Annotated in this window: 9 protein-coding genes and 3 pseudogenes; 5 read left to right on the top strand and 7 right to left on the bottom strand. The window is 71.6% G+C overall.

Translation table 11 applies throughout. The features are described 5' to 3' along the window. Positions 1-103 precede the first annotated feature (103 nt). From miaA to miaB, 3 genes and pseudogenes are all read right to left on the bottom strand, one after another. A pseudogene (gene miaA, locus UG55_RS15015) lies at positions 104-981 on the bottom strand (tRNA (adenosine(37)-N6)-dimethylallyltransferase MiaA); the annotation flags it as partial. Beyond that, entirely contained in the window at positions 978-1769 is a 792-nt protein-coding gene (locus UG55_RS15020) for a hypothetical protein (protein ID WP_066068714.1), read from the bottom strand. The pseudogene miaA and the gene UG55_RS15020, both read right to left, overlap by 4 nt. Next, complete coding sequence (gene miaB / locus UG55_RS15025; protein ID WP_083986820.1) at positions 1766-3292, bottom strand: tRNA (N6-isopentenyl adenosine(37)-C2)-methylthiotransferase MiaB; 1527 nt, start codon at positions 3290-3292, stop codon at positions 1766-1768. Before miaB ends, UG55_RS15020 begins: the two co-directional genes overlap by 4 nt. Before the next feature lie 470 nt (positions 3293-3762). Here miaB and UG55_RS37370 point away from each other — a divergent pair. The 5 genes and pseudogenes from UG55_RS37370 to UG55_RS15045 all read left to right on the top strand — a co-directional run. After that, positions 3763-3909 (top strand): annotated as a pseudogene (locus UG55_RS37370) (ATP-binding cassette domain-containing protein); the annotation flags it as partial. A 1-nt stretch (position 3910) separates the two neighbouring features. After that, positions 3911-4497: pseudogene (locus UG55_RS15030) on the top strand (amino acid ABC transporter ATP-binding protein); the annotation flags it as partial. A 114-nt stretch (positions 4498-4611) separates the two neighbouring features. Next, a complete protein-coding gene (locus UG55_RS15035; protein WP_066068723.1) occupies positions 4612-5583 on the top strand; it encodes a glutamate ABC transporter substrate-binding protein in 972 nt (323 codons plus the stop codon). A 113-nt stretch (positions 5584-5696) separates the two neighbouring features. Next, complete coding sequence (locus tag UG55_RS15040; RefSeq protein WP_066068824.1) at positions 5697-6347, top strand: amino acid ABC transporter permease; 651 nt, start codon at positions 5697-5699, stop codon at positions 6345-6347. Beyond that, on the top strand, positions 6344-7213 hold the full coding sequence (locus tag UG55_RS15045; RefSeq protein WP_066068725.1) for an amino acid ABC transporter permease: 870 nt from the start codon (positions 6344-6346) through the stop codon (positions 7211-7213). The genes UG55_RS15040 and UG55_RS15045 overlap by 4 nt, the downstream gene beginning before the upstream one ends. Positions 7214-7273: 60 nt before the next feature. On the opposite strand, the gene rny is transcribed toward UG55_RS15045, so the two are convergent. The 4 genes from rny to UG55_RS15065 form a co-directional block, all read right to left on the bottom strand. Further along, positions 7274-9397 (bottom strand): ribonuclease Y, encoded by a 2124-nt coding sequence (gene rny, locus UG55_RS15050; protein WP_066068730.1) that lies wholly within the window; start codon positions 9395-9397, stop codon positions 7274-7276. A 355-nt stretch (positions 9398-9752) separates the two neighbouring features. Beyond that, positions 9753-10319 carry a recombination regulator RecX gene (gene recX, locus UG55_RS15055; protein ID WP_396230915.1) on the bottom strand — a complete coding sequence of 189 codons (567 nt, stop codon included), beginning with the start codon at positions 10317-10319 and terminating at the stop codon, positions 9753-9755. Positions 10320-10447: 128 nt separating this feature from the next. Continuing rightward, positions 10448-11485: a recombinase RecA gene (gene recA / locus UG55_RS15060; protein ID WP_066068733.1), complete on the bottom strand. Its 1038-nt coding sequence runs from the start codon at positions 11483-11485 to the stop codon at positions 10448-10450. Between the two features lie 344 nt (positions 11486-11829). Beyond that, complete coding sequence (locus tag UG55_RS15065) at positions 11830-12024, bottom strand: DUF3046 domain-containing protein (RefSeq protein WP_066068737.1); 195 nt, start codon at positions 12022-12024, stop codon at positions 11830-11832. Positions 12025-12062: the final 38 nt, after the last annotated feature.

The raw sequence follows: 12062 nt of genomic DNA on the forward strand, positions 1-12062 counted from the left end.
ACGCCGGGAGGGCCGGGGCCCCGACTGACGGGTCAGGCCGACGGATCAGCCGTGGTCCCGTGGCGCGAGGCCCGGCACACGTCAGAGTGAGCACACCAGACGNCGCACCGCGGCGAGGTCCGGAGATTCGAACCAGGATATCCGCCGGTCGCGCCGGAACCAGGACCTTTGCCTACGTGCAAAACGCCTGGTAGCCGTTGTTGTGGCCTGTTTGGCCTCGGCCATGGACTCCATTGCCCCGTCGAGGGCGGCCAGCACCTGCGCGTAGCCGAGGGCACGCGAGGCCGTCCGCCCCTCCCGCAGCCCCTGCGCGGCCAGGCCGGCGACCTCGTCGACGAGCCCGGCCCGCCACATCACCTCGACCCGGCGCTCGATCCGCTCGTCGAGGTCCGGGCGGTCCAGGCCGACCTGGACGACGTCGTAGACCGACCGGTGCTCGGGCAGCGTCGCCTCGAAAGTGCCGGTCAGCTCCACCACTTCCAGGGCACGGACGATGCGTCGCCCGTTGCTCGGCAGGATCGCCGCCGCGGCGGCCGGCGCCAGCCGCGCCAGCCGTTCGTGCAGCGGCCCCGGCCCGACCTCGGCGAGCTCGGCCTCCAGCGCGGCCCGCACCACCGGATCCGTCCCCGGGAAGGCCAGATCGTCCAGCACGGCCCGCACGTAGAGGCCCGAGCCGCCGACGAGGACGGGAGTCCGACCGGCCGCGAGCAGGCGGTCGACGACCCGGCGGGCGTCGGTCTGGTAGCTGGCCACGTCGGCGGTGCGGGTCACCTCCCAGACGTCGAGCAGATGGTGCGGCACCCCCCGGCGCTCGTCGAGGGGGATCTTGGCCGTCCCGATGTCCATTCCCCGGTAGAGCTGCATGGAGTCGGCGTTGATGATCTCCCCGCCGAGTTCCAGCGCGATCTCGACAGCCCAGTCGCTCTTGCCCGCTCCCGTTGGTCCCACCACCGCGACGACCGGGCCGCCGCGGGTCGTCACCGGCCGCCCACCGGTTCCCAGCCGACGACCAGATAGCCGACCCCGAACGGAGCGTCGTCGTAGCGGACCCGGCTCGTCCAGGACCGGGCCGGCTCCGCCGGCGTCGCCCGGCGCACCGCCCCCGCCAGGACCTGCCAGGACGCCCGCCCCGGCGCGAGCAGGTCACGGGAGAGGCTCGGATCGAGCGCCAGCAGGGCGTCGACGTCCACGGCCGCGAGCGCGGCGGCGACCGACGCGTCGTGGGCCGCGGCCCGCGGGTCGAGGCTGCCGGGTGCCTTGACCGTGCGCCGGGCGCTGGCGTCACCCATGATCAGCAGGGCCAGCCGGGCCCCGTCCGCCTCCGCCGCCGCGACCAGGCCGGCGCCGAGCGCGGCCGCGGCCGCCGGGGTCGTCGTCGCGGGCACACCCCGGGCCTCGCGGTGGCCCGGCCACCCCACCTGCCGCAGCAGCCAGGCACCGATCGTCAGCGAGAGCGGGAGGCGCCGCCCGGCCCCGGGAACCGCCGCGGTGGGACGGGACCCGGCACCCGAGCCGCCCGCCGCCTCGGCCGGCGGGGCGAGCGGGAAACTGAGATCCACCCCGAACCCGGCGAGCGAGCCGGTGGACGTCCCGTCGTACGCGGTGTCCGCGCCGTCGTCACCGACCAGCACGATCCGGTCCGGCTCCAGGGCGCACAGCCGCCGCACGGCGGACAGGGCGTGCTCCCGCACGTCGATCGGGTCCTCGCCCGCGACCTGCGGGACGAGCAGCGGGGGGTGCGGGCAGACCGCCGCGGCGAGCAGAGTCACCGCGCGGGCGTGCTCGGCCGGAGCGCCGGCATACCGAGGGAGACCACGGGCCGGCCCACAGCGGAATCCTCCGCGGTGGCGCCGCCCGCGGCGGTGGCACCCCCGGCCGCGCCCGCCGCCCCGCCGGACCGGGCGGCCTCCCAGTTGTCACCGGCCCTGGTCCGCCGGTGGCTGCGCAGCGGACCGTCGGCGGTGAGGTGGTGGGGCGCGCCCCTGGTCACCACGGCCTCGATCACGTCTCCGGGCCGGACGACCCCGTCGGCGGCGTGCGGGTCGGTCACCAGCAGGTGGACGAGCCGCCCGTCCCGCGCGCGCCCGGAGAGGCGGCCGGTCTCGGAGTCCTTCCGGCCCTCCCCCTCGGAGACGAGGACCTCGACCTGCCGCCCGACCTGGGCACGGTTCTCCGCCCAGGACATCTCGTCCTGCAGGCTCGCCAGCCGCTCGTAGCGCTCCGAGACAACCGCCGGATCGACCGCGCCGTCCATCTCGGCCGCGGGCGTCCCCGGCCGCGGGGAGTACTTGAAGGTGAAGGCTCCCGCGAACCGCGCGGCCCGGACGACGTCGAGAGTGTCGGCGAAGTCGGCCTCCGTCTCGCCCGGAAAGCCCACGATGATGTCGGTGGTGATCGCCGCGTCCGGCAGCGCCGCGCGCACCCGCTCGACGATGCCGAGGAAACGCTCCCGGCGGTAGCTGCGCCGCATTCGCCGCAGCACGGAGTCCGACCCCGACTGGAGTGGCATGTGCAGCTGCGGGCACACGTTCGGGGTCTGCGCCATCGCCTCGATGACGTCGTCGGTGAAGTCGCGGGGATGCGGGGAGGTGAAGCGCACCCGCTCCAGGCCCTCGATCCGGCCGCAGGCGCGCAGCAGCCTGGCGAAGGCCCCCGGGTCGCCCAGCGAGCGCCCGTAGGAGTTCACGTTCTGGCCGAGCAGCGTGATCTCCAGCGCGCCTTCGGCCACCAGTGCCTCGACCTCGGCGAGCACGTCACCGGGGCGCCGGTCCCGCTCGCCACCGCGCAGGCTGGGGACGATGCAGAAGGTGCAGCTGTTGTCGCAGCCGACGCTGATGCTGACCCACGCCGAGTGATGGCTCGCCCGGCGGGCGGGGAGGCTGCTGGGGAACACCTCCAGCGCCTCGGCGATCTCCACCTGGGCGGCGGAGTTGTGCCGGGCGCGCTCCAGCAGGACCGGCAGCCGGTGCAGGTTGTGCGTGCCGAACACCACGTCGACCCAGGGCGCGCGCTCCAGGATCACCGAACGATCCTTCTGGGCCAGACACCCACCGACCGCGATCTGCATCGCGGGGTTGCTCTTCTTCGCCGGGTACAGATGACCGAGGTTTCCGTACAACCGGTTGTCGGCGTTCTCGCGGACCGCGCAGGTGTTGAACACGACGACGTCGGCGTCGGCTCCCTGCGCGGTCGGCACGTAGCCGGCGGACTCAAGGAGGCCGGCTAGCCGTTCGGAGTCGTGCACGTTCATCTGACAACCGAACGTCCGGACCTGATAGCTGCGGCCGCTCACCCGACCAGCCTACGGCCCGCGGGCGGATGCCGTTCGGCGCGCCGGTGCGCGGTGATCGGCGGCGGACGTCACCGGATGCGGGACGATGGGATACGCGCCGCGCCAAGGCCCGCTCCGCGTGCGTCGCCGGGACCGCGGTTTCGGGACGCGGGATCAGCGGGCCGCAACGCGCCGCACACGGTCAACGGCCGGGCGCACGCCCTCCGACGTGCCCGTTCCACCGGCGAGCCGGGGCGGGTCGGCGCGAAACGGCCCACCTCATACCCGCCGGAACGGCACGCCATACGCCGGTGACCCACAGGCGCGACTCCTCACAAAGCGTCGCCATTGCGGATGATTGGGGCGTAAAATCCAGAAATGCGCGCGAGCAAGATGCGGCGAGGCCTTCCGGCCGCCCGGGGCCGCCAGACCCGGCGCGGGCGGCCCGCGCCGGCCCACACGTTCCCGTTCCCAGGACCCGGGAGTGTGTCATGCCGTTGGTGACCCTGGAGGGTGTCGGAAAGTCGTTCGGGAAGAACCGTGTCCTGAGTGACATCAATCTTGAGGTCCACGCCGGCGAGGTCGTGTGTGTCATCGGCCCGTCGGGCTCAGGCAAATCCACGCTGTGCAGATGCGTGNACCGCCTGGAGACCATCGACGAAGGGCGAATCACCTTCGACGGACGTCCGCTGCCCGCCGAAGGGCGGGAACTCGCCCGCATGCGCGCCCAGGTGGGCATGGTCTTCCAGTCGTTCAACCTGTTCGCGCACCGCACGGTGCTCGACAACATCACGCTCGGTCCGCGCAAGGTGCTCGGAGTCGGGCGCGCCGAGGCCGAGCGGCGGGCCCGCGCGCTCCTGGAGCGGGTGGGAATCGCGGACAAGGCCGACCGGCTGCCGCGCCAGCTTTCCGGCGGGCAGCAGCAGCGCGCCGCGATCGCCCGGGCGTTGGCGATGGAACCGAAGCTGATGCTTTTCGACGAGCCCACCTCCGCGCTCGACCCGGAGATGATCCAGGAGGTTCTCGACGTCATGCGGTCGCTGGCGTCGTCCGGAATGACGATGATCGTCGTGACCCACGAGATGGGCTTCGCTCGCTCGGCGGCCGACCGCGTCGTTTTCATGGCCGACGGCCGGCTGCTGGAGGTCGCGCCGCCGGAGTCCTTCTTCGCGGCACCGAGCAGCGAGCGCGCGGCGGATTTCCTGGCCAAGGTGCTCACCCACTGAGCGGATCCGCCATCAGACCCGACCGGCAACGCAACAGACCGACCGGCGACACCCGACCGAAGACACGGCCCCGCCGCCCGAACGCAGCTGCCAGATTCCCTGGAGGGGATTGCCATGCGCATGTCGCTCACCCGGACCAGACAGCGGTCGGCCCGCGCGACCTCGCCGGCGGCCACCGCCGGCCCACCCGCACCCCGGCGCCGCTCACCGCGCGGCGTCGCCCTCGTCCTGACCACGGCCCTGGTGGCGACGTTCGCGCTGGCCGCCTGCGGTGGCGATGACGATGACGAGAGCGACACCGCGGCCGCACCCGCGACCACTACCTTCCCGGCCGGCAGCACCATGGCCAAGCTCCAGTCCGCCGGGTCCATCACCGTCGGAACCAAGTTCGACCAGCCGCTCTTCGGGCTGCGCAACCTGCGCGGCGAGCCCGAGGGCTTCGACGTCGAGATCGCGAAGATCATAACCAACGCCCTCGGGATTCCCGCCGACAAGGTGAAGTTCGTCGAGACGGTGTCGGTGAACCGGGAGCCGTTCATCCAGCAGCACAAGGTCGACATGGTGGTGGCCACCTACACCATCAACGACAAGCGCCGGCAGATCGTCGACTTCGCCGGGCCCTACTACGTCGCCGGCCAGACCCTGATGGTGCGGGCCGACGAGTCCGCCATCACCGGCAAGGACACGCTGGCCGGCAAAAAGGTCTGCTCCGTGAGCGGATCGACGCCGGCGGAACGTATCCGCAGCGAGGCCCCGGACGCGCAGCTCACCCTCTTCGACGTGTACAGCAAGTGCGCCGAGGCGCTCAAGAACCGGCAGGTGGACGCCGTCACCACCGACAACGCGATTCTGCTCGGCCTGATGGACTCCGACCCGGGCACGTTCAAGCTCGTGGGCAAGCCCTTCAGCACGGAGCCCTACGGCATCGGCATCGCCAAGGGCAGCGAGCAGTTCCGCACGTTCATCAACGACACCCTGGAGGCCGCTTACAGCGACGGCCGGTATGAGGCGGCCTACGAGTCCACGATCGGCAAGGTCGAGCCGGACATGCCCACGCCCCCCGCCGTGGACCGCTACGTCTCCTGACCGTTTCGTCCTGACCCACGCCGGCCCGCTCCCGGATTCGTCCGGTAGCGGGCCGGTTCCCGGTCGACCCGCCTGATCCGGCTGATCCGGCTGATCCACAACGGGTGGTCCCCATCGACGCCGTCCTCGACAACCTCGACATCTTCCGCGCGGGCTTCCTCCAGACCCTCAAGCTGAGCGTGTGCACCGCGGTGGCGGCGTTGCTGCTCGGCAGCCTCCTCGCGACCATGCGGGTCAGCCCGGTCCCGCCACTGCGCTGGGCCGGAACGGCCTACGTGGAGACAGTTCGCAACACGCCGTTGACCGTCGTGTTCTTCTTTGTGGTCTTCGTCCTGCCACAGGTGGACGTTCGCTTCAGCTTCTTCATCTTCGCGGTAATGGCGCTGACGATCTACCACACGGCGTTCGTCTGCGAGGCCGTGCGCGCGGGCGTGAACGGCGTGGACGCCGGTCAGCCCGAGGCCGCGCGCGCCCTCGGGCTGACCTTCTCGCAGACCCTGCGGCTGGTCGTGCTGCCCCAGGCCTTCCGCAACGTCATCCAGCCGCTGGGCAGCGTCTGCAGCGCGCTGATCCGCAACACCTCGATCGCGGCGGCCTTCGGCGTCGAGGAGCTGACGAGTGTCAGCCAGCGGCTGTCGACAGCCAATCCCGGCGACGTCATCGCCGTGCTGCTGGCGGGCATCGCCGGCTACCTGGTGCTGACCCTGTCGCTGGCCGCGGCGGTCGGCTTCGCGGAGCGGCGGCTCGCCGGGGTCCCCCGATGAGCCTCCAGATGGCGGATCCGCCCGGCCCGCGCGGACGGCGGCGGATCCTCATCGCGAGCCTGCTCGCCGGAGCGGGTCTGGCGGCGCTCGCCGTGCTCGCCGTGCTGCGCCTCGACGACGCCGGCCAGCTCGACCCGAAGCTGTGGCGCGTCCTGCTCGACGAACCCGACCTGCGGACGCTGCTGTGGGAGGGCCTGCTCGACACGCTGCGCGCGGCCGCCACCGGGATGGTGCTCGCCATCGTCCTGGGAACCCTGCTGGCCTTCGCGCGGCTGTCGAAACGCCCCGCCGTCCGGGCCCCCGCCGCCGCGATCGTGGAGATCCTGCGCGGCCTGCCGCTGCTCATGCTGATCTTCTTCGCCTATCTGGGACTGCCCGCGCTCGGCCTGGAGCTCTCCGCCTTCTGGGCCCTCGTGCTCGGCCTCACCGCCTACAACGGCGCCGTGCTCAGCGAGATCTTCCGCGCCGGCGTGCTGTCCATCGACCGGGGGCAGACCGAGGCCGCGGAGGCACTCGGACTGCGCGGCACGCAGATCTTCCTGTCGATCCAGTTCCCGCAGGCAGTGCGCCGGATGGCCCCGACGCTCGTCAGCCAGCTCGTCACCCTGCTGAAAGACACCTCACTCGGCTACGTCATCGGCTACACCGAGCTGCTGCGGCAGGGCCGGTCCGCCGTGGAGGTTCTGGGCGGGCGCTACGCACTCCCCCTGTACACGACCCTGGCCGTGATCTACATCATCGTGAACGGCTCGCTGTCGCTGACCGCCCGCTGGCTCGAACGGCGCCAGAACGTGCGGGCCGGCAGGTCACCACTGCCCGTGGACGTCGGTGAGAACCCCGGGCCGGTACCCGCGGTCCGGATCTGACCGCCCCCGCCCGCCGGGCGGGGGCCGACGCCAGCGGGTGTCAGCGGGTGTCAGCAGGTGTCAGCGGGCGAGGCCGATCGCCCGGGTCTCGCGCACGACGGTCACCCGGATCTGGCCGGGGTAGGTCAGTTCATCCTCGATCTGCTTCGCCACATCACGGGCCAGCAGGTGCGCGGCGACGTCGTCCACCAGTTCCGGCACGACCATGACCCGCACCTCCCGCCCGGCCTGCATGGCGAACACCTTCTCGACCCCGGGGCGCTCCGCCGCGATCTGCTCGATCCGCTCCAGCCGTTTGACGTAGGACTCCAGGCTGTCGCGGCGCGCCCCGGGCCGCCCGCCGGAGATCTGATCCGCCGCCTGGGTCAGTACCGCGCCGATCGACCGTGGCTCGACCTCGTTGTGATGCGCCTCGATCGCGTGGACGACATCCTCGTGCTCACCGTACCGGCGGGCGATCTCCGCGCCGACGATCGCGTGCGAGCCCTCCACCTCGTGGGTCAGCGCCTTGCCCAGGTCGTGCAGGAGCGTGCCGCGTTTCGCGATGGCCGGCGGCAGCCGCAGCTCCGCCGCCATGATCCCGGCCAGGTGCGCGCTCTCGACGAGATGCGCGAGCACGTTCTGCCCGTAGCTCGTCCGGTAGCGCAGGCGCCCGAGCAGGGTGATCAGCTCGGGATGCATCTCGGCGATGCCGACGTCGATCAGTGCGTCCTCGCCGGCCCGGACGCACTTCGCCATCACCTCACGCTCGGCGCGGGCGTACTCCTCCTCGATGCGGTGCGGGTGGATCCGCCCGTCCGACACCAGCGCGGCCAGCGTGATGCGCGCGGTCTCCCGGCGCACCGGGTCGAAGCAGCTCAGCAGGACGGCCTCAGGCGTGTCGTCGATCAGGACGTTGACCCCGGTGACGGACTCGAAGGCGCGGATGTTGCGCCCCTCCCGCCCGATGATGCGGCCCTTCATCTCGTCGCTGGGCAGGTGCAGCACCGAGACCACCGACTCGGCCGTCTGCTCGGAGGCCACCCGCTGGATGGCGAGGGTGACGATGCGCCGGGCGCGGTCCTCCCCCTCCTCCTCCGCTCGGGCCTCGACCTCACGGACCCGCACCGCGGCCTCCAGCCGCGCCTGGTCCTCCACCACCTTGACCAGTTCGGTCCTCGCCTCGGCGGAGGTCAGGCCGGCCGCGCGTTCCAGTTCCCGGCGCAGGCGGGCCTCCTGGCCGGCCAGGTCCGTCTCCCGACCGTCGAGGCCCGCCTCCCGAGCCGCCAGCTCCTCCTCCCGGAGCTGCAGCCGGCGCGCCTGTTCCTCGACCGCCGTGCTCTGTTCCGCGAGCCGCTGTTCGCGCTGGGACAGCCGAGTGTCCCAGCCACGCAGCTCCGCCCGCTGGGAACGCAGGTCCTCGTCCAGCTCCGCCCGAAGCTGCTCGCGTTCAACCCGGATCGCCTCGCGGGCCTCGGCCTCGGCCTTCGACGCGCGCAGCTCCGCGTCGGCCACCGCGCGGGCCCGGATCGCCTCGGCCGCCTCCTCGGCATGGCGACGGATCTGCGCCGCCTCCCGCTCGACCCGGGCGATCTGCTCGGCGGCATCCTGCTCTGCTCGGCGCCGGATTCCGTCGCCGTCCTCCCGTGCCTCCCGCGCCTCCCTGCGGAGGTCCGCGATGCGCGCCGTGAGCTGCGTGATCTCAGCAAGCTCGACCCGGGTGCCCAGCCCCCCGTCCGGCTCCGCCGCCTCGCCCGCCCCGCCCACCTCGCCGGCCTCGGCGGACGCCCAACCGTCGAGCGCCGAAGCGGCGGTATCGGGGCTGTCGCTCCCAGGCGGACCGACACCGGCGGCCTCGTCTCCTGGAGCCAGGTTGGCACCGCCCGCCTCAGTGGCGGACTCCGCGGCCCGCGTGTCGACCGGGGCGCCGTACCCGGTAGCGCCGTACCCGGCAGCGCCGACGGCCCGCGCCTCGGTGACAGCGGCATCCCGCGCACCGGCCGCAGTCGCCTCGGGGGCGGCGATTTCGTCCTGACCAGCGGAAAGGGTGGTGTCTTCACGGGTCGGAGGCGGGTTCGACGCGGGCGGCGGGGCACCACCGCTCACCCCCAGCGTTCCGGCCCGCACCAGGCGCAACAACACGAAGGTCAGCCCGAGCACCGCGACGAGAAGCAGCACGAGAAGCGTTATGAGGGCGGCACCCATGGTTGCTCCTCCCGCTTCCGCCGCGTCTGCGATGACAGACGTGAGGCGCACGGGACCCGAGCCAGGCACTGGCAGGCGTGTGTATCGCGAAGCCCAAAATCAGGCCGCCGTCTGGAGCACCGGTACGAAAACCGAGGCAACGACAGCATGCGGTCACCGGCGCCCGAAGGAACGCCCGCCCGGATGTGAAGTTGTGCCAGCTATCTGGACCGCATACGAGCGGTAGCCCTCGCGCCTTTGTGAAAGGGTAGGTCTGCCTCTTTCATTCGGTCAAGAAAAAGATCCGAGATCTACCGCCCCCGGACGGCTGACCAGGGTCTACCCATTCAGCAACCCCGATGGCCGCGGAGCTGACTCACCCCGAGAGCTGGTCCGGGTCACAGTCCTCGCCGTCGGTGGCCGGGACGGCCTCCGTGACCACCCGCATCACGAGGTCCAGCGGGTAGCCCTTTCGGGTGAGCAGCGCGACAAGCCGCCGGACCCGAACCGGTTCCGGCAGACCGCCCATGGCCCGGAGCCGCCGAGCCACCAGTGCGCGGGCGGTCTCCTCCTCGTCCTCCACCTCGACGGACGCCAGCGCCGCCTCGGACACCTCGGGTTCCACTCCGCGGCGCCGCAGCTCCACCGCGAGCGCACGCCGGCCCAGCCCTCGACCGGCCCGGGCGGAGGAGACGAACGCCGCCGCGAACGCCTCGTCGTCCACCAGCCCGACTTCCACGAGGCGATCGAGCACTCGCTCCGCGACGTCCTCCTCGACGCCGCGGCGACGCATGACGGCCGCGAGCTCCGCCCGGCTACGCGGCCGGGCCGCGAGCTGATGCAGACAGATCTCCCTCGCGGACGCGAGGGGGTCAGCGTGGCCGGCTTCCCCACGCCGACCCGGACGCGAATCCGGTGCGGCCGACGCCGCGGAACCCGACACCCTTGGGCGGCTCACCGCACTCGACCGACCCGGCGGTGGGTCCAGGTCCCGCGACCCACCTCCGCCCGTCGTGGCGTCAAAGGGGTACGTCGACACACCTGACTCCGCTCCGGTCACCCACTCGCCCGTCAGAGATCAACTGGAACAGGAGCGGGCGCGTCCGCGTCCAGCACCGGGATCAGACCCAGCTTCTCCTTGATCCTCTTCTCGATTTCGTTGGCCAGGTCCGGGTTGTCACGCATAAATGACCGCGCGTTCTCCTTGCCCTGCCCGAGCTGATCACCGTCGTAGGTGTACCAGGCTCCGGACTTACGGATGATGCCGTGCTCGACACCCATATCGATGAGTGAGCCCTCACGACTGATGCCGCCGCCGTAGACAATGTCGAACTCGGCAATCCGGAACGGCGGCGCCATCTTGTTCTTGACCACCTTGACCCGGGTCCGGTTACCGACCGCTTCCTGACCGTCCTTCAGCGTCTCGATCCGGCGGACGTCGAGACGGACCGAGGCGTAGAACTTCAGCGCCTTTCCACCGGTGGTCGTCTCCGGCGAACCGAACATGACGCCGACCTTCTCGCGGAGCTGGTTGATGAAGATCGCGGTCGTGCCCGAGTTGGCGAGGGCTCCGGTGAGCTTGCGCAGGGCCTGTGACATCAGCCGGGCCTGCAGGCCGACGTGGCTGTCACCCATCTCGCCCTCGATCTCGGCACGCGGTACCAGGGCCGCCACCGAGTCGATCACGATGATGTCCAGCGCCCCGGAACGGATCAGCATGTCGGCGATCTCCAACGCCTGCTCACCCGTGTCGGGCTGGGAGACCAGCAGCGCGTCGGTGTCGACACCCAGCTTCACCGCGTACTCCGGATCAAGCGCGTGCTCCGCGTCGATGAACGCCGCAATGCCGCCGGCCGCCTGCGCGTTCGCCACCGCGTGCAGGGCGACCGTGGTCTTTCCGGACGACTCGGGCCCATAGATCTCGACGACGCGCCCGCGCGGAAGGCCTCCGATACCGAGCGCGACATCGAGGGCGATTGACCCGGTCGGGATCACCTGGGCCGGGGGCCTGGTCTCGTCCCCCAGGCGCATGACCGAGCCCTTACCGAACTGCTTGTCGATCTGCGCAAGGGCGTTCTCCAACGCCTTCTCGCGGTCGGGTCCAACCATTGGAGTTACTCCATGCTGAGGTCGTCGAGTCTTGGCCACGATCCGACGCTAGGCGGTGGGTCCGACAGTTTCGAGAGCCGGGTCGCTTCTGTGGACATCGGAGAGCATGTGGACAACAGTAGCCGAACATCCGTTCGAAGACGCGGCGACACACCGAGGCTCACCCGAACGGGTGACACCGCCACACCCCGCACCAGCCGACCAGGACCGACCCGAGCGCCCGCAGACCGACCGGTTGCGGCCCGGCAACCCGCACTCGGCTCGGCAGGTCACCGACAGCCGGAACCCGACGACGGCCGGAACCCGGTGCTGATCTCCGGGCCACCGCCGCGACGGCGGCGACGTCAGCGGTCGCCGGCCGGCAGGTCGAACTCGTCGCAGACCGCGCGCCACACCTGTTTGGCGTCATCGCCGCGGCGCAGGGCGGACTCCACCGTGGCCCCGCCCAGGCCGGCGATCACGTGATCGCGTGCGAGCGAATCAGCGTACGCCGTCCCGAACTGCTTGTTCATGTTCGCCCAGAACTCGGTCAGTCGCACCGTTCCAGTGTGCACGTGCCCGCCCCGCTCTCGTCCAC

Origin of the sequence: Frankia sp. EI5c (assembly GCF_001636565.1) — a bacterium.
Taxonomy (GTDB): domain Bacteria; phylum Actinomycetota; class Actinomycetes; order Frankiales; family Frankiaceae; genus Parafrankia.

Bases quoted from the DNA above. Each gene is read 5' to 3' on its own strand.
- UG55_RS15035 (WP_066068723.1), top strand. From the start codon at position 4,612: ATGCGCATGTCGCTCACCCGGACCAGACAGCGGTCGGCCCGCGCGACC.
- UG55_RS15045 (WP_066068725.1), top strand. From the start codon at position 6,344: ATGAGCCTCCAGATGGCGGATCCGCCCGGCCCGCGCGGACGGCGGCGG.
- rny (WP_066068730.1), bottom strand. From the start codon at position 9,397: ATGGGTGCCGCCCTCATAACGCTTCTCGTGCTGCTTCTCGTCGCGGTG.
- recA (WP_066068733.1), bottom strand. From the start codon at position 11,485: ATGGTTGGACCCGACCGCGAGAAGGCGTTGGAGAACGCCCTTGCGCAG.